Consider the following 17639-nt stretch of genomic DNA (forward strand, 5'->3'; position numbering starts at 1 on the left):
TCTGTGATAAACCGCCCTTTCAACGGTTGATACCAGCCTGAAGTTCATCTGCCCATGTCTGCAGGCTGTAAGTGTGTCCATTAAAAAGCTTTAAGATAACTCCGGCAGGGTTATCTTCATTTGCAAATGCATTTGCCTCATCAGTATCTACATGCATAGCAAGAGAAAAAGAAGGACTGACCCTGACAACTACGTCGGAGAAGATAAGAGAGCGTTCATAACTGGTTGTGATAACAAATACAATATCATTGTCCTTTACATGTGCACGCATAGCATCTACAGGATTCATATGGATGTGACGTTTTGCTACAATGACGCCTTTTTCCAGTTGTACTTTCCCTTTCGGCCCGACTAAAAGACAACCCGGTGTCCCCTCCAGATCTCCGGACTGGCGTATGACACTGGGGATTCCTAAGCGACGTGTATCTGTCACAGAGAGTTCAACCTGCGTACAGGAACGGCAGGGGCCTAATACAATGACCTTCTCAAAGCGACCTTTCGGACCAGCAACGGTGAGACGTTCTTTACAAGCATATTGTCCTGGCTGGCTCAATTCTTTTACAAATGTAGGGCGGGCGCCAGAACCGAATAAGATTTCAAAATCCTGCTGTGACAGATGAATATGTCTTGCTGATGTCTCTATCGGAATTTTTAAACTCATATTCCCTCCTGATACATGAAACCTTCTGTTCCTTTCACACTCTCTCAATTCTAGCAGAATAAAGCAAGGTTTTCAAGTAAGAGAACAACGGGAAGAGATTTTGCCGTATAGTGGTAAAGAAGAAAAAAGTATGTTAAAATTCTGTTAAGAAAATAAAAAGTCGGATTGTCCGACTGGTTTTCGTATGTTATCTTGAACTAAGTATGCGTATCAATACGATAAACAAAGGAGAAAATGAGATGGGAATAAAAGATATACTGTCCCTGTTAGGAGGGCTTGCGTTATTTCTGTATGGAATGCAGATGATGAGCAGCGGCTTGGAGTCCGCGGCAGGAAATAAAATGAAATCCATATTGGAAAGACTGACCTCCAACAGAATAAAAGGAGTGCTTGTAGGAGCCGCTATTACTGCGGTGATTCAGTCTTCTTCGGCGACGACAGTGATGGTCGTAGGATTTGTAAACTCCGGACTGATGACATTGAATCAGGCAGTCTGGGTGATTATGGGGGCGAATATCGGTACAACGATTACGGGCCAGCTTATCGCCCTGGACATGGGCGCGATCGCTCCGGTTTTCGCAATCGGCGGCGTGGCAGCCATTATGTTTGTAAAAAGTGAAAAGGTACACCATATCAGTGGGATTTTTGCGGGGCTTGGTATTTTGTTTATGGGAATGGATATGATGGGAAACGCTATGGAACCGCTTCAGAATTCAGAGACGTTTCTGCAGTTTATGACAACATTCCAGAATCCAGTTGTAGGTATTCTGATTGGAGCTGTCTTTACAGCGATTATCCAGTCCTCCTCTGCATCTGTGGGGATTCTCCAGGCGCTTGCCGGTACGGGAATGATTCCACTTTCCAGCGCGGTATATGTTCTGTTCGGACAGAATATTGGAACCTGTATTACTGCAGTGCTTGCATCTATCGGCACGAAGGTCAATGCCAGAAGAACGACAGTCATTCATTTGATGTTTAATATTTTTGGCTCTGTGCTGTTTACGGTTATCTGCCTGGTGACTCCATTTGTGTCCTGGATGGAGGCGCTGACACCAGGGAATCCTGTATCGCAGATAGCAAACGTACATACGACCTTTAATATCGTGACTACGTTGATTTTACTTCCATTTGGAACCTATATGGCAAGAGTCGCGGTGAAAGTCCTGCCGGACAACAAGAAGGAGGAGGAAGAAGAGTATAGGCTGAAATATATTCGCCCGTTTGATTCTACTTATGCAATCGGACAGGCTGCGGTGTCTATCTCGCAGGTGCGTGACGAAGTGGGAAGAATGCGTGATATGGTTGCGAAAAATATCAATGATGCGTACGAGGTACTGATTCATTATGATGATAAGGCGAGAAAAAAGGTGGCCGAACGAGAAGAATATATTGATTATCTGAATAGAGGGATTTCAGAATATATTGTCTCTTTGATGGGAAATGAAAAATCGTTTTCGGATTCAAAACAGTTGAATGGCTTCTACGTAGTCATCAGTAATCTGGAGAGAATCGGGGACCATGCTGTGAACCTTGCAGGGTATGCGGACGACCTGAAAAAGTGGGATTTAAAATTTTCAGAAAATGTATTAGAAGAACTGGAAATAATGAAGAAGCAATGTCTGGAAGCCCTGGATATTATAAAAGATGTGCAGGCAGAGCAGGTAGGGTTTGTGCTCAATAAAGCGTCTGCGATTGAGCAGAAAATTGATGATACACGAGACAAATATTTCAAAAAGCAGATGCAGCGATTAAAGAAAGGGAAATGCAAGCCGCAGACAGGAATTATTTTTACTGAAATTTTAACAGATTTTGAAAGAATGGGTGACCATGTAAAAAATATTGCACAGCAATATGAAGAAATGGAAGACTGACAATATAGATTCCGGATATTTTATCCGGGATTAAAAAACATACGAATATTTTTCCTCCATTTTACAGATACTACATTTATCTGCAAAAGTTACCAGCTTCAGACAAAGATGTATTCGTCTGATAGTGTATACACCGCAATCAGGATAAATGCAAGAATGTAAAATGGAGGAATTTTTTATGAAGGCAACAGGAATCGTAAGACGGATTGACGATCTCGGAAGAGTAGTGATTCCGAAAGAGATAAGAAGAACTTTGAGAATACGGGAGGGAGATCCCTTAGAAATTTTTACAGACCGGGAAGGAGAGATTATACTAAAAAAATATTCTCCGATCGGGGAACTGGGGACGCTTGCAAAGCTATATTCAGAAAGCCTTTCGCAGACAATGGGATGTACGGTCTGCATTACAGATATGGATCAGATAGTGGCAGTTTCCGGAAGCGGAAAAAAGGAATTGCAGGATGCCTATATCAGTAAAGAATTAGAACACGTTATTTTACAGCGTTCGCAGGTTGCAGAAAAGGCAGGGAGCGCTAAGTATGTGGAAATATCAGCCGGAGCAAAAGAATATGCAGAAGAAGTGATCTGTCCGATTCTGTGTAACGGGGATGTGATAGGTTCCGTTGTATTTCTTGGAAAAGACGAGAAAAGAAAATTTGGGGACGTAGAATGTAAAGTGGCACAAAGCGCGGCAGAATTCTTAGGAAAGCAGATGGGGCAGTAGCATAAAACTTCTCGAACAAGCATAGGATGTAGTAGCAAAACGAAGCAGGCAGCAGAAGCTTATGCGAAACGAGGAGGAGAGAGATGGAAAAAAAGATGAAGAATGGCCGGGGAATAGAGAAGAAATTACTCTGGCTGCTGAAATCCCTGTTATGCGCGTATATTGTGACCGGAATACTACTGTTCATTTTGACGATGCTTTTATATAAGCTGAATCTCGATGAAGGAAAGGTGACAGCCGGGATTGTGGTGATCTATATACTGTCTACATTTGCGGGAGGATTTTTGATAGGAAAGCTTGCAGGGGTACGGAAATTTGCATGGGGGCTTATATTAGGAGTATTGTATTTTGTTCTACTGCTGCTAATTTCCCTCGGAGTCTATCATACCTTACAGTCAGAATGGCAAAGTCTGATTACAACATGCCTTTTGTGTGCGGGAGGCGGTATGCTGGGCGGCATGTTCTCATAATAGCGCAAAGGGAGCAAAACGGCGATTTCTATATCGTCTGGAACAGAAAAAAAGGGGTTTAAAAACGGAAAACAGTATGGTATAATGTTACGAAGTAACAGGTGTATATGGATACACGCAAAGTAGGAGGAGAGAAGATGAAACACATTAAGACACTGAATACGCAGACATTAAATCATACAGTGAAAAAAGGCGGATGCGGCGAGTGCCAGACATCCTGTCAGTCAGCATGTAAGACATCCTGCACAGTGGGAAACCAGACATGTGAGCATAAGAAATAGGCTGTATCAGCAAATTTTGGCTGAATAAAAGTGAAGAAAAGAGGCAGCGGCGTTTACCGCTGCCTTAGCGTTTGTTATTACAGAATGAAAGAGAGATACATATCGTGATTCATCAGTATCAGAATAATGGATATTATATTGTACTAGACGTCAACAGCGGTTCCGTCCACGTGGTGGACAAGCCGGCATATGAGATAATAGAGATTCTGGAAAAGGAAAATCCGCACCATACGGAACAGACTTTGAGAAATCCAGATACATTGTACAGGTTAAAGAAATGTCTGCAAGAAAGATACCCGGAAGAGGAGATAAAAGAAATACTAGGAGCAGTGGCAGAGCTGACAAAGGCAGGACAGCTTTTTACCAAAGATATATATGAAGAGTATATTGGGGAAGTAAAAAAGAGAAAGACCGTTGTAAAAGCTCTCTGTCTGCATATCGCCCATGACTGTAATCTCGCGTGCAGGTATTGTTTTGCAGAGGAAGGAGAATATCATGGGAGAAAGGCGCTGATGTCCTATGAAGTGGGGAAAAAAGCGCTGGATTTTCTGGTGGAAAATTCAGGAAACCGAAGGAATCTGGAAGTAGATTTCTTCGGAGGAGAGCCTCTGATGAATTGGGAGGTCGTAAAGCAGTTAGTGGCATATGGGCGGGAGCTGGAAAAAAGCCATGACAAGCATTTTCGGTTTACTCTGACGACAAACGGTGTGCTGTTAAACGAAGAAGTGCAGGAGTTTTTGAACCGTGAGATGGACAATGTGGTGTTAAGCCTTGACGGAAGAAAAGAAGTCAATGACAAAATGCGCCCGTTTAGGAATGGGAAAGGCAGCTATGATCTGATTGTGCCTAAATTTCAGAGGCTTGCCGACAGCAGAAACCAGGAGAAGTACTATATCCGCGGGACATTTACAAGGGAAAATCTGGACTTTTCAAAGGATGTGCTGCATTTTTCAAAATTGGGATTCGAGCAGATTTCCATTGAGCCTGTAGTAGGCGAGGACACGGATCCGTATGCGATTCAAAAAGAGGATTTGCCGCAGATATTTGCAGAGTATGACAGACTTGCCCGGATTATGGTGGAGAGAGAAAAAGCGGGAAAGGGGTTTACGTTTTTCCATTTTATGCTGGATTTAGAAGGAGGGCCCTGCGTCGCAAAGAGGTTGTCGGGTTGTGGCTCCGGCACCGAATATCTCGCGGTGACGCCCTGGGGGGATTTATATCCGTGCCATCAATTTGTTGGCAATGAAGAATTCCTGATGGGAAACGTGGAGGACGGAATTACCCGTCCGGAAATTGCAGAAGAATTCAGAGGCTGCAGCGTATATTCAAAGGAAAAATGCAGGAGCTGCTTTGCCAGATTTTATTGTAGTGGGGGGTGCATGGCAAATTCCTATAAATTTCATCATACCATTCAGGATACCTATGAGGTAAGCTGTGAGATGGAGAGAAAGAGAGTGGAATGTGCAATTATGATAAAAGCGGCACTGGCTGACTATGAAGAAAGGAAGATGGAAAAGCATGAAGAAAAGTAAAGGGATTATAACCCTGATCGTCATCGCGGCGTTTATGATTCTCCTGGGCTATACGACGATATTTGGGCTGGGAAAATTTGGCGGCGCGGCGAAGAATATCAATCTTGGATTGGATTTGGAAGGCGGGGTAAGCATTACTTACCAGGTAAAAGGAGATAAGCCTTCTGATGAAGATATGTCTGATACGATTTACAAATTGCAAAGACGTGTAGAACAATACAGTACAGAGGCGCAGGTCTACCAGGAAGGGGACGACCGGATCAGTATTGAGATTCCGGGAGTTACAGATGCCAATACAATTTTGGATGAGCTGGGACAGCCGGGCTCTTTGTACTTTATCCGTGAGAAAGACACAGAGGGCGCGGCAAATTATACGGTGGACTCCACAGGGAAATATGTGCTGAATAAGTCTATCGAGGAAATAGAGGCGGATGGTTCTATTTTGCTGACAGGCTCCGATGTGAAAAGTGCTTCTGCCGGAACACAGCAGGACAGTACTACATCAGCAACTTCAAATGTAGTGCAGCTTTCTTTTAATAAAGAAGGAACAGAAAAATTTGCCGAAGCGACGAAGGCAGCCAAAGAAGCGGGAGAGACGATTGCCATCTATTATGACGGCGAACTCATCAGTGTACCGCGGGTCAATGCTGTAATTGAGGATGGACAGGCAGTAATTGAGGGAAGCATGACCTATGAGGAGGCAGACAATCTGGCATCTACCATCCGAATCGGCGGGCTGAATGTGGAGCTTCAGGAACTGCGGTCGAATGTAGTAGGCGCACAGTTGGGAGAGGAAGCCGTAAGTACCAGCTTAAAGGCAGGGGCGATCGGGCTTGCGGTGGTATTTATCTTTATGATTGCGGTATATCTAATCCCGGGACTTGCTTCCAGTCTGGCTCTGTTGATTTACACAGAGCTGATTCTGGTACTTTTAAATGCCTTTGACATTACATTGACTTTGCCGGGAATTGCAGGTATTATTCTTGGAATCGGTATGGCGGTGGACGCAAACGTGATTATTTTCGCGCGTGTCAAAGAGGAATTGACAGCCGGAAAGACAGTGAAATCCGCGCTTCACGCAGGCTTTCACAAGGCAATGTCCGCGATTTTAGACGGGAATATTACAACGTTGATTGCGGCGGCGGTACTGTGGCTCAAAGGAAGCGGAACAGTAAGAGGATTTGCACAGACACTGGCGCTTGGCGTTGTGGTGTCCATGTTTACTGCGCTTGTAATTACGCGGCTGATTATCTATTCTCTGTATGCGGCGGGGATTCGGAATGCGAAAGTGTATGGGCGTCCCAAACCGGCTAGAAAACCGATTGACTTTATCGGAAAGAGAAAGGTATTTTTCATTGTTTCTATTATTATGTGCCTGTCAGGGCTTGTATTTATGGGGATTCATGCGGGGAAGGGAGACGGCGCGCTCAATTACAGCATGGAATTTAAAGGCGGAACGGCGACAACCGTAACCTTTGATAAAGAATATACGCTGAATGAGATTGACAGCCAGATAGTTCCGAAGCTGGAGGACGTGACGGGAGATAAGAATGTCCAGGTACAGAAGGTAGAGGGGACAAATCAGGTTATCTTTAAGACACAGACGTTGTCCCTGGACAAGCGGGAGGCATTTAACCAGGTGATGACAGAGGAGTTCGGTGTCAATGAAGCAGAAGGGATTACCTCGGAAAACATCAGCTCCACCGTAAGCTCCGAGATGCGTACAGACGCGGTTATCGCGGTGGTTATTGCGACAATCTGTATGCTGTTGTATATCTGGTTCAGATTTAAGGACATTCGGTTTGCGACCAGTGCAGTGCTTGCACTGATACATGATGTGCTTGTAGTACTTGCCGTATATGCAATCGGAAGAGTTTCTGTCGGCAATACCTTTATCGCATGTATGCTGACAATCGTAGGATATTCCATCAATGCAACAATCGTTATTTTTGACCGGATTCGTGAGGAGCTTAAGACACAGAGGAAAGACGATCTCGCATTGCTTGTAAACCGGTGTATCACTGCTACGTTGACGCGCAGTATCTATACAACGTTTACGACCTTTGTCATGGTGGCTATCCTGTATGTGATGGGCGTAAGCTCCATCAAAGAATTTGCGCTTCCATTGATGGTGGGGATTGGCTGCGGCGCCTATACTTCTGTGTGCCTGACCGGCTCTCTGTGGTATGTAATGAAAACGCGCATCGGAAAGAAAGCAGATGTTGTGTCAAAGAAAGCCGGCAAAAAGAAATAGGCAGGAAAGCAGCATTCGAAAAGATGGCCGGAGGAAATACAGGATGCCGGGGTATGAAGGAGTTCAATTCTTTGTACCTCGGCATTTGTTGAAGGAGGCAGTTTATGGAAAAATGGTTTGTCACCATGAAAAAGGCAGATTTCCAGAAGATTTCAGAAAGGTATCATATATCTCCGATTGTGGCAAGATTGATACGAAACAGAGAGATTGTGTCAGAAAAAGAGATTGACTTTTATTTAAATGGGACGATTGCAGATTTATATGACGGAATGTTGATGAAGGATATGGATAAAGCGGTGGAGATCCTCTCTGAGAAAATCAAAGCAAAAGAAGCAATCCGTGTGATCGGGGATTATGACATTGATGGAGTAAATGCCACATATATACTGAAAGAAGGCTTGACAGGACTTGGAGCAGATGTAGATACAGATATTCCAGACCGCGTGAAGGATGGATACGGCTTAAACCGTATGTTGCTCGACCGCGCACTAGAGGAAGGGATAGATACCATTATAACCTGTGATAACGGGATTGCAGCGAAGGAAGAAATTGAGTATGGGAAGAAGCGGGGACTTACGATTCTTGTGACAGATCACCATGAGGTTCCATATGTAGAGCTTGGCGGGGAAAGGGAGTATCTGCTTCCTCCTGCAGATGCCGTAGTCGATCCACACAGACCGGACTGCCCATATCCATTTAAAGGACTGTGCGGTGCAGCGGTCGCCTATAAACTGATCGAAGCGTTGTATAATGTAATGGCGCGGGACGCAGAGGATGTGGATTACTTGATGGAAAACGTTGCGATCTCCACGGTCGGAGATGTAATGGATTTGATCGGGGAGAATAGGATTTTTGTTAAACAGGGCTTGGAAATGTTAAAGAGAACGAAAAATGAAGGGCTGAAAGCATTGATTGCCTGTACAGGGGTGCCGGTGGAGCATTTAAGCGCCTATCATATTGGTTTTATTCTAGGGCCCTGTATCAATGCCAGCGGCAGGCTGGATACAGCCAAAAGGGCGTTGGCTTTGCTGGAGGCGAAGACCCACAGGGAGGCAGTGATACTGGCGGAGGACTTAAAGGCGTTAAATGACAGCCGCAAGGAGATGACAGAAAGAGGCGTGGAACAGGCGGTTGCCCAGATTGAAGAGAGCGAGCTTAAGAATGATAAAGTTTTGGTTGTCTATCTGCCGGACTGCCATGAGAGTATTGCAGGGATTATCGCGGGGCGTATTAAAGAGAGGTACTATCGTCCGACCTTCGTGCTGACGAAGGCAGAAGAGGGAGTAAAAGGTTCCGGGCGTTCGATCGAGAGTTACAATATGTTTGAAGAGATGTGCAAGTGTCGCTCTTTATTTACCAAATTCGGGGGACATAAGCTGGCGGCGGGGGTGTCTTTGAAAGAAGAAGATGTAGAAACGTTTAGAAAGACGATCAATGAATTGGCAGATTTGAGTGAAGAGGATTTGCTGATGAAGGTATCGATTGACATGCGGCTTCCGTTTCCCTATGTCACAGAATCACTGATAGAAGAGCTTAAGCTCTTAGAACCGTTCGGGAAAGGCAATACAAAGCCTCTGTTTGCGGAGAAGGAATTAAGAGTCATACATCCAAGGATTCTTGGGAAAAATCAGAATGTGCTCAAGTGTGTTTTAGAAGATATGCAGGGAAACAGAATAGACGCCGTATATTTTGGCGAGGTAAAGGCATGTCTTAGGAGGATGCAGGAAAAGGCCAGGCTGTCCGTTACATACTATCCTTCGATAAATGAATTTCGGGGAAAAAAGACGAAACAGATAACGATCGTGAATTACCAATAAAATGTTTGAAAAATATTAGAATAATGATATACTAAAAGCTAGCAGTGCCTGTGTAATCGGCGCTGCGTTTACAAAAGGATTACCAGAGAAAGGGGGAATTGATATGGCAGGAACGCTGGAGTACGAGTTGTTGAACAGAAATCTGGAGATGGTAGACGGACATGCAGTGAAAGCACCTGAAGATTATCAAGACCCTGAACAGCTATATCAGGCATTAGTTTCAAGAGTACGTAAATACCACCCTTCGGCAGATATTACCATGATAGAAAAGGCATACCAGGCCGGAAAGGCGGCACATAAAGGCCAGGCACGCAAATCAGGAGAACCCTATATTATTCATCCGCTGTGGGTAGGAATTATTCTTGCAGAACTGGAGATGGATAAAGAGACGATCGTAGCGGGAATGCTGCACGATGCGGTAGAAGATACGGAGATGACTTTGGAGGATGTGGCCAGGGAATTCGGAGAAGAGGTAGCACTTCTTGTGGACGGAGTGACAAAGCTGGGTCAGTTGTCCTACGCAAAAGATAAACTGGAGGTGCAGGCAGAAAACTTACGTAAAATGTTCCTGGCTATGGCGAAGGATATTCGTGTTATCATCATTAAGCTGGCAGACCGTCTGCATAATATGCGCACATTGGAGTTTATGACGCCGCAGAAGCAGAAAGAAAAAGCAAGAGAGACGATGGATATTTACGCGCCGATCGCACAGCGTCTTGGGATTTCTAAGATTAAGACGGAATTGGATGATTTGTCTTTAAAATATTCGCAGCCCGAAGTATATTACAATTTGGTAAAAGAGCTGAATGAACGCAAGACAGAGCGCGAAGAATTTGTCCAGCAGATTGTCGCGGAAGTGTCCAAGCATATGAAAAATGCGCACATCAAAGCAAAGGTATACGGCAGGGTAAAGCATTTTTTCAGTATTTATAAGAAAATGGTAAACCAGAACAAAACACTGGATCAGGTATATGATCTGTTTGCGGTGCGTATCATTGTAGATTCTGTCAAAGACTGCTACGCGGCGCTCGGTGTGATCCATGAAATGTATACGCCGATACCGGGGCGTTTTAAAGATTATATCGCTATGCCGAAGGCAAATATGTATCAGTCACTTCATACGACGCTGATGGGACCTTCCGGACAGCCTTTTGAGATTCAGATCCGTACAGAAGAGATGCATAAGACTGCTGAGTACGGTATCGCCGCGCACTGGAAATATAAAGAAGGCGGAGATGCGACAAAGAGTATGAAGGCGCAGGAAGAAGAAAAATTAAGCTGGCTGCGCCAGATATTGGAATGGCAGAGGGACATGTCCGATAATCGGGAGTTTTTAAGTCTTTTGAAGGGCGATCTGGATTTATTTGCAGAGGATGTCTATTGCTTTACGCCCAATGGAGATGTGAAGAATCTTCCAAACGGCTCCACGCCGGTTGATTTCGCCTATTCGATTCACAGCGCCGTCGGAAACAAGATGGTGGGAGCGCGCGTCAACGGCAAGCTGGTAAATATAGATTATAAAATACAAAACGGGGATCGGATTGAGATTCTGACTTCACAGAATTCCAAAGGGCCGAGCCGGGACTGGCTGAATATTGTCAAGAGTACCCAGGCAAAGAACAAAATTAACCAGTGGTTTAAGAGGGAATTTAAGGAAGAAAATATTATCAGGGGAAAAGAGCTGCTTGTTTCTTACTGCAAGGCGAAGGGGCTCGTAAGCTCTGACATAATCAAGCCGAAATACCAGCAGATTGTCCAGAAAAAGTACGGCTTTAAGGACTGGGATTCTGTTCTGGCGGCGATCGGGCATGGAGGTCTAAAAGAAGGACAGGTTGTGAACCGTCTTTTAGAAGAATATGAAAAAGATCACAAAAAAGAAATTACAGATGAGACGATTCTGGAAAAAATATCGGAGGCAAATCACCAGAAGGTGCATATTGCGAAGTCTAAAAGTGGGATTGTCGTCAAAGGGATTGACGATATGGCAGTGCGTTTCTCTAAATGTTGCAATCCAGTGCCGGGAGATGAGATTGTCGGCTTTGTCACCAGGGGGCGCGGGATGTCTATTCACCGGACAGACTGCATCAACATGCTGCATTTGACGGATACAGAGAGGGAGCGCCTGATTGACGCTGAATGGGAAGAAAATGCCGCAGAGGAAAGCGGCGGGCAGTATCTCGCCGAGCTGAAGATGTATGCCGCTGACCGGCAGGGGCTGCTTATGGACATTTCACGGATTTTTACAGAGGCAAAGATCGATGTAAAGTCTATGAATATCCGTACCAGCAAAAAAGGAACGGCAACACTGGATATGGGCTTTACCGTACATGGACGCGAAGAGATGAACCGCGTTACAGAGAAGCTAAGACAATTGGATGGTGTAATTGATATTGAGCGAACAGCGGGGTAGGAGAATGGAAAAGATACAGGTAAAAAATTTTGTGATAGGATTGGTAGGGACAAATTGCTATGTTGTGAGTCATTCTGTGACAAAAGAGGCATTTGTGGTCGATATGGCAGGAGCGTCAGAGAGATTTTTGGAATATATCGCTGAGGAAGGACTCAAGATGAAGGCGCTGCTTCTGACGCATGGGCATTTTGACCATATTATGGGAATTGACTGGTTTTTGCAGCATTTTTCGGTTCCGGTCTATGCACATGAGAAGGAAAAAGAGCTGTTGGAAAATGCCGATTTCAATGCCTCCACTGCCTATGGAAGTGCCTATACCTACACAAAGGCGCAGTATGTAAAGGATGGGGAGGAGTTAAATGCTGCGGGGATAAATTTGCGCGTTTTGTATACGCCGGGGCATACCGCAGGGGGCTGCTGTTATTATCTGCCCGACGAAAAGGTGCTGTTCAGCGGAGATACCCTGTTTTATGAATCCGTTGGGAGAACCGATCTTCCAACCGGAAGCGCCGGCGAGCTTATTCGTTCTGTGAAGGAAAAACTATTGGGACTGCCGGAGGATACAGTTGTATTTCCAGGACATATGAGAGATACGACGATCGGACATGAAAAGCAATACAATCCGTTTTTGGGATAATAAACGGTGTCAGAGGAAACCTATGATAGAGATAAGCAGTAAAGAAAACAAGTATACGTATAATGTGTATCATCTGGCAAAGGCATTTTTTCCAGAGGAAGAGATTGCGCAGAAGGTAGATGAGAAACAAGAGCCTCTTGTGAAACTAAATGTGGATGGAGGCTCTTCTTTTTGCATCCGAAAAGAGGAAATAAACGGAACGGATATACAGGAGAGAAAAAGAAGTGTGACTCGTAATTTTTACCTTCGTTTGTCTGAAATGACAGGAAGGAATCTGGCATGGGGGATGCTTACAGGCGTGCGCCCTACCAAATTGGCAATGCAGGCAATGGAGAAAGGTCTTTCAGAGGAAGAGATAGTAAAATATCTGACAGAAACCTATTGTATCAGCGAACAAAAAGCAAGTCTCGGTGCGAAAATTGCCAGAAGAGAGAAAGCGCTTCTGAAAAAGCTGGACTATGAGGACGGATTTAGTTTATATGTGGGAATCCCATTTTGTCCAAGTATCTGCTCGTACTGTTCCTTTAGTTCTTCTCCGGTTTCTCTTTGGAAGGAGCGTACAGACGATTATGTAGACGCCCTGTGTAAAGAGATACAGGCGATTGGGAAGATGGCAGGAGCGAAAAGATTAAATACCGTCTATATCGGCGGCGGTACGCCTACGACCTTGTCTGCCTTGCAGCTCGACAGGCTGTTATCTACAATCCAGTGTTGTTTTTCCGAGAAATATCTGGTGGAATATACGGTGGAGGCAGGGCGTCCGGACAGTATAACAGAAGAAAAATTAAAGACGATCTATCAATATCCGGTTACCCGTATTTCGGTTAATCCGCAGACCATGCAGCAGAAAACACTGAATCTGGTCGGAAGAAGGCACACGGTAGAGGAGATAAAAAAGAGCTTTTACATGGCGCGTGAGATCGGATTTCATAATATCAATATGGATTTGATCGCAGGTCTTCCGGGAGAAACGCAGGCAGATATGAAAGATACACTGGAACAGATAAAAGAGCTTTCGCCGGACAGTCTGACGGTACATGCTCTTGCTATCAAGAGAGCGGCAAAGTTTGGACAGGAAAAAAGGAAACAAAAGAACGGACAGGAAATAGAAAGCATGGTGGAGAAGTCGGCAAGAGCAGCCGGAGAGATGGGCATGGAGCCATATTATTTGTACCGCCAGAAAAATATTGCGGGCAATTTTGAAAATGTAGGGTATGCAAAGGTTGACAAAGCCGGAATATACAATATACTTATTATGGAAGAAAAGCAGACGATTCTCGCGGCGGGAGCAGGCGCCTCTACAAAGCTTGTACTGCCCCGAAAAAAGAAACTAAAAAACGGCAAAGAAACCAATCTTATCCGCATCGAAAATGTGAAAAGTATTACAGAATATATAGAACGTATTGATGAAATGATAGAACGAAAAGGAGAATGGCTATGGCATTAAAAAAGAAACCGGTTAAGGGCATGAATGACAGACTGCCTGAAGAGATGGAAATCAGAGACTATGTAATCGGGCTTATCAAGGAGACATATAAATCGTTCGGATTTTCCTCCATTGAGACGCCCTGTGTGGAACATCTGGAAAATCTGCTCAGCAAGCAGGGAGGAGACAATGAAAAGCTTATTTTTAAAATTTTAAAACGCGGAGAAAAACTAAAGATAGACGAGGCGAAAGAGGAAGGGGATTTGACGGATGGTGGTCTTCGGTATGATTTGACAGTGCCGCTTTCCAGATATTATGCAAATCACGCAAATGAACTACCCTCACCCTTTAAGGCGTTGCAGATGGGAAATGTATGGAGGGCGGACAATCCGCAGAGAGGCAGATTCCGCCAGTTTATGCAGTGTGATATTGATATTTTAGGAGAGCCATCAAACTTAGCAGAGATCGAACTGATTCTGGCTACGACCTGCCTGCTTGGAAAGCTGGATTTTAAGAATTTTACCATTCGTATTAACGATCGGAGATTTTTAAAGGCAATGGCGGCATACAGCGGATTTCAAGAGAAGGATTATGAGAAGGTCTTTATTATTCTGGATAAAATGGACAAGATTGGATTGGACGGTGTGGCGTCAGAACTAGAGGAATGTGGGTATGCAAAGGAATCAGTGGAGAAGTATTTACAGCTGTTTAAAGAGATTAAAAATGATGTGGAAGGCGTTCGCTGGTGTAAAGAAAAATTACAGGGCTTTCTTGAGGATGAAGCGGCGGATTCACTGGAAATGATCATCACAAGTGTGGAGCATGCCAAAGAGGCAGAGTTTACCATTCGTTTTGATCCCACGCTGGTGCGTGGTATGTCCTACTATACCGGAACGATTTTTGAGATTGCGATGGATGAGTTCGGTGGTTCTGTAGGAGGAGGGGGCCGCTATGATAAGATGATAGGTAAATTTACAGGACAGGATACACCTGCAGTTGGATTTTCTATCGGATTTGAACGGATTGTTATGCTCCTGTCAGAACGAGGATACGAGGTGCCTTCTAAAAGAGAGAAGAAAGCATTCCTGCTGGAGAAAAGCCTTCCGAAGGAATCTGTGCTAAAAGTACTGGAAATGGCGAAAAAAGAGCGTGAAGATGGAAAACAAGTGATGCTTGTGAAGCAGAAGAAAAATAAAAAGTTCCAGAAGGAACAGCTAAAAGAGCAGGGATATACAGACATCATAGAGGTATACGCAGATTCCAATTTCGACTAGATGCAGGCGAGCTTTGGACAGCAAATATAGGAAAAGAGTACAGAAAGGAAAAGAAAATTATGGCAGAATCAATGCAGGGGCTGAAAAGAAGTCACCGCTGCGGAGAGCTTTCCGCGGCAAACGTACAGGAGACAGTCACCATCATGGGATGGGTACAGAAGAATAGAAATAAAGGAGGATTGGTCTTTGTAGATGTCAGAGATCGTTCTGGGATTATACAGGTTGTATTTGAAGAGGGAAGGACGGATAAGGCATTGCTTGAGAAGGCGGCAGGCCTAAAGGCAGAGTATGTTGTGGCGGTTGTCGGAACAGTAGAAAGACGTTCCGGCGCGGTAAATGAGAATCTCTCAACAGGGGAGATCGAGGTGGTTCCTTTGGAACTTAGGATTTTGTCAGAATCGGAGACGCCGCCGTTTCCGATTGAAGAGAATGCAAAGACGAGAGAAGAGGTACGCTTAAAATACAGGTATCTGGATTTAAGAAGACCAGATTTGCAGAGAAACCTGATGCTTAGGAGTAAGGTGGCAACCCTGGTGCGCCAGTTCCTTTCTGAAGAGGGATTTTTGGAGATTGAGACGCCTATGCTGGGAAAAAGTACACCGGAAGGGGCGCGGGATTATCTGGTTCCGAGCCGGATTCATCCAGGCAGCTTTTATGGGCTGCCGCAGTCACCGCAGCTCTATAAGCAGCTTTTGATGTGTTCCGGATATGACCGTTATTTCCAGATAGCAAAATGCTTCCGAGATGAGGATTTACGTGCAGACAGACAACCAGAGTTTACGCAGATTGACATGGAGCTGTCGTTTGTAGATGTAGAGGATGTCATTGATGTAAATGAACGTATGCTTGCGAAGTTATTCAAAGAAACATTAAATGTGGATGTCCCACTTCCGATTCCGCGGATGACCTGGCAGGAGGCAATGGATCGGTTTGGCTCTGACAAGCCGGATATCCGGTTTGGAATGGAGCTGACAGATGTAACCGAAGTAGTAAGAGAATGCGGATTCGGTGTGTTCACAGGAGCCATTGAAAACGGAGGAAGCGTGCGGGGAATCAATGCAAAAGGACAGGGGGCAATGCCGCGGAAGAAAATCGATAAGCTGACGTCCTTTGTGAAAGATTACGGCGCAAAGGGACTTGCCTATGTGGCAATTCAAGAGGATGGCTCTGTCAAGTCTTCTTTTGCTAAATTCTTAAGTGAAGCAGAGATGAACGGTCTTATCCAGGCGATGAACGGGGAGCCAGGAGATCTGCTCTTGTTCGCAGCAGACAAGAATAAAGTAGTATGGGACAGCCTAGGCGCTCTGCGTCTGGAACTGGCAAAGCAGTTGGAGCTGCTTGACAAGAACGAATATAAATTCCTTTGGATTACCGAATTCCCGCTTCTGGAGTGGAGTGAGGAGCAAAACCGCTACACAGCAATGCATCACCCGTTTACTATGCCGATGGAAGAGGATTTAGACTTGCTTGATAAGGAACCTGGAAAAGTGCGCGCGAAGGCATATGACATTGTACTCAACGGAAATGAAATCGGCGGGGGAAGTGTCCGTATTTTCCAGGACAATGTGCAGGAAAAAATGTTTGAAGTGCTGGGCTTTACAAAGGAGCAGGCGTACAGTCAGTTTGGCTTCCTCTTAGATGCCTTTAAATACGGTGTTCCGCCACACGCAGGACTCGCTTATGGGCTGGATCGCCTTGTCATGTTGATGGCGAAGGAAGACAGTATCCGTGATGTGATCGCGTTCCCGAAGGTAAAAGATGCCTCCTGTCTGATGACAGAAGCTCCGAGTGTTGTAGATGAAAAACAGCTGGAAGAACTGGGGCTGGAAAGGGCGAAGGAAAAAGAATAAAAGGAAGTAGTAAAAGAGGAAAAAGAAATAGAATCTGGCTTTCGCCGCAGACATCAATTATACTGTCTTTTGTAAGGGAAAGATGCGGGAAAGCCAGATTCCCTTTGCGAGTATTTAGCTATAAGGCAATTCCTTATAAACGGAAGATAAATAGAACAAAAAAAACTGCTGATTTTTAATCAGCAGTTTTTTATAAGAGCGACAGACGGGGTTCGAACCCGCGACCCCGACCTTGGCAAGGTCGTACTCTACCAACTGAGCCACTGTCGCATTTACTCTCCGTCAACCGGAACAATAAATACTATACTATATGGTTTTTAGAATGTCAACAACTTTTTGAAAAAAATTTGCGGTAAAAGCAAGAGGGCTTTCGGGAATGTATTTTTTATGCTATAATATGTGCCAATAAACACTTGGGAAAGGACTTGAAAG

General features: G+C 44.7%; 13 protein-coding genes and 1 tRNA gene. 12 read left to right on the forward strand and 2 right to left on the reverse strand.

Going from position 1 to position 17639, the window contains the following annotated elements; all coding sequences use genetic code 11:
- Positions 1-19: 19 nt before the first annotated feature.
- A complete protein-coding gene (locus tag H8S37_RS00075; protein WP_186874030.1) occupies positions 20-661 on the reverse strand; it encodes a PduL/EutD family phosphate acyltransferase in 642 nt (213 codons plus the stop codon).
- Positions 662-900: 239 nt separating this feature from the next.
- On the opposite strand from H8S37_RS00075, the gene H8S37_RS00080 reads away from it, so the two are divergent.
- The 12 genes from H8S37_RS00080 (at position 901) to aspS (ending at position 17207) form a co-directional block, all read left to right on the forward strand.
- A complete protein-coding gene (locus tag H8S37_RS00080; RefSeq protein WP_186874031.1) occupies positions 901-2532 on the forward strand; it encodes a Na/Pi cotransporter family protein in 1632 nt (543 codons plus the stop codon).
- Between the two features lie 178 nt (positions 2533-2710).
- A complete protein-coding gene (spoVT, locus tag H8S37_RS00085) occupies positions 2711-3256 on the forward strand; it encodes a stage V sporulation protein T (RefSeq protein WP_186874032.1) in 546 nt (181 codons plus the stop codon).
- An 83-nt stretch (positions 3257-3339) separates the two neighbouring features.
- Positions 3340-3726, forward strand: a complete 387-nt coding sequence (locus tag H8S37_RS00090) for a TIGR04086 family membrane protein (RefSeq protein WP_186874033.1) — start codon at positions 3340-3342, stop codon at positions 3724-3726.
- 137 nt (positions 3727-3863) lie between these two features.
- Positions 3864-4007 carry a six-cysteine ranthipeptide SCIFF gene (gene scfA / locus H8S37_RS00095; protein ID WP_059070209.1) on the forward strand — a complete coding sequence of 48 codons (144 nt, stop codon included), beginning with the start codon at positions 3864-3866 and terminating at the stop codon, positions 4005-4007.
- A gap of 104 nt (positions 4008-4111) precedes the next feature.
- On the forward strand, positions 4112-5539 hold the full coding sequence (gene scfB / locus H8S37_RS00100; protein WP_186874034.1) for a thioether cross-link-forming SCIFF peptide maturase: 1428 nt from the start codon (positions 4112-4114) through the stop codon (positions 5537-5539).
- Positions 5526-7793: a protein translocase subunit SecD gene (gene secD / locus H8S37_RS00105; protein ID WP_186874035.1), complete on the forward strand. Its 2268-nt coding sequence runs from the start codon at positions 5526-5528 to the stop codon at positions 7791-7793. The genes scfB and secD overlap by 14 nt, the downstream gene beginning before the upstream one ends.
- Before the next feature lie 104 nt (positions 7794-7897).
- A complete protein-coding gene (gene recJ, locus H8S37_RS00110; RefSeq protein WP_186874036.1) occupies positions 7898-9610 on the forward strand; it encodes a single-stranded-DNA-specific exonuclease RecJ in 1713 nt (570 codons plus the stop codon).
- A 103-nt stretch (positions 9611-9713) separates the two neighbouring features.
- The gene (locus H8S37_RS00115) at positions 9714-12020 is read left to right on the forward strand and encodes a RelA/SpoT family protein (protein ID WP_186874037.1); all 2307 of its coding nucleotides are present in this window, start codon (positions 9714-9716) and stop codon (positions 12018-12020) included.
- 13 nt (positions 12021-12033) lie between these two features.
- Positions 12034-12657 carry an MBL fold metallo-hydrolase gene (locus tag H8S37_RS00120; RefSeq protein WP_186875711.1) on the forward strand — a complete coding sequence of 208 codons (624 nt, stop codon included), beginning with the start codon at positions 12034-12036 and terminating at the stop codon, positions 12655-12657.
- Between the two features lie 22 nt (positions 12658-12679).
- Positions 12680-14104, forward strand: coding sequence for a coproporphyrinogen dehydrogenase HemZ (gene hemZ / locus H8S37_RS00125; RefSeq protein WP_186874038.1), 1425 nt, complete (start codon positions 12680-12682; stop codon positions 14102-14104).
- Positions 14095-15357, forward strand: coding sequence for a histidine--tRNA ligase (gene hisS, locus H8S37_RS00130; RefSeq protein WP_186874039.1), 1263 nt, complete (start codon positions 14095-14097; stop codon positions 15355-15357). The genes hemZ and hisS overlap by 10 nt, the downstream gene beginning before the upstream one ends.
- A gap of 59 nt (positions 15358-15416) precedes the next feature.
- Positions 15417-17207: an aspartate--tRNA ligase gene (gene aspS, locus H8S37_RS00135; protein ID WP_186874040.1), complete on the forward strand. Its 1791-nt coding sequence runs from the start codon at positions 15417-15419 to the stop codon at positions 17205-17207.
- Positions 17208-17404: 197 nt separating this feature from the next.
- On the opposite strand, the gene H8S37_RS00140 is transcribed toward aspS, so the two are convergent.
- Positions 17405-17477, reverse strand: a tRNA-Gly gene (locus H8S37_RS00140).
- Between the last annotated feature and the right edge of the window lie 162 nt (positions 17478-17639).

This window comes from Mediterraneibacter hominis (genome assembly GCF_014287475.1).
In the GTDB taxonomy this organism is placed as follows: domain Bacteria; phylum Bacillota; class Clostridia; order Lachnospirales; family Lachnospiraceae; genus Mediterraneibacter; species Mediterraneibacter hominis.

Bases quoted from the DNA above. Each gene is read 5' to 3' on its own strand.
- hemZ (WP_186874038.1), top strand. From the start codon at position 12,680: ATGATAGAGATAAGCAGTAAAGAAAACAAGTATACGTATAATGTGTAT.
- aspS (WP_186874040.1), top strand. From the start codon at position 15,417: ATGGCAGAATCAATGCAGGGGCTGAAAAGAAGTCACCGCTGCGGAGAG.
- H8S37_RS00115 (WP_186874037.1), top strand. From the start codon at position 9,714: ATGGCAGGAACGCTGGAGTACGAGTTGTTGAACAGAAATCTGGAGATG.
- H8S37_RS00090 (WP_186874033.1), top strand. From the start codon at position 3,340: ATGGAAAAAAAGATGAAGAATGGCCGGGGAATAGAGAAGAAATTACTC.
- hisS (WP_186874039.1), top strand. From the start codon at position 14,095: ATGGCATTAAAAAAGAAACCGGTTAAGGGCATGAATGACAGACTGCCT.
- scfA (WP_059070209.1), top strand. From the start codon at position 3,864: ATGAAACACATTAAGACACTGAATACGCAGACATTAAATCATACAGTG.
- secD (WP_186874035.1), top strand. From the start codon at position 5,526: ATGAAGAAAAGTAAAGGGATTATAACCCTGATCGTCATCGCGGCGTTT.
- H8S37_RS00080 (WP_186874031.1), top strand. From the start codon at position 901: ATGGGAATAAAAGATATACTGTCCCTGTTAGGAGGGCTTGCGTTATTT.
- H8S37_RS00075 (WP_186874030.1), bottom strand. From the start codon at position 661: ATGAGTTTAAAAATTCCGATAGAGACATCAGCAAGACATATTCATCTG.
- spoVT (WP_186874032.1), top strand. From the start codon at position 2,711: ATGAAGGCAACAGGAATCGTAAGACGGATTGACGATCTCGGAAGAGTA.
- recJ (WP_186874036.1), top strand. From the start codon at position 7,898: ATGGAAAAATGGTTTGTCACCATGAAAAAGGCAGATTTCCAGAAGATT.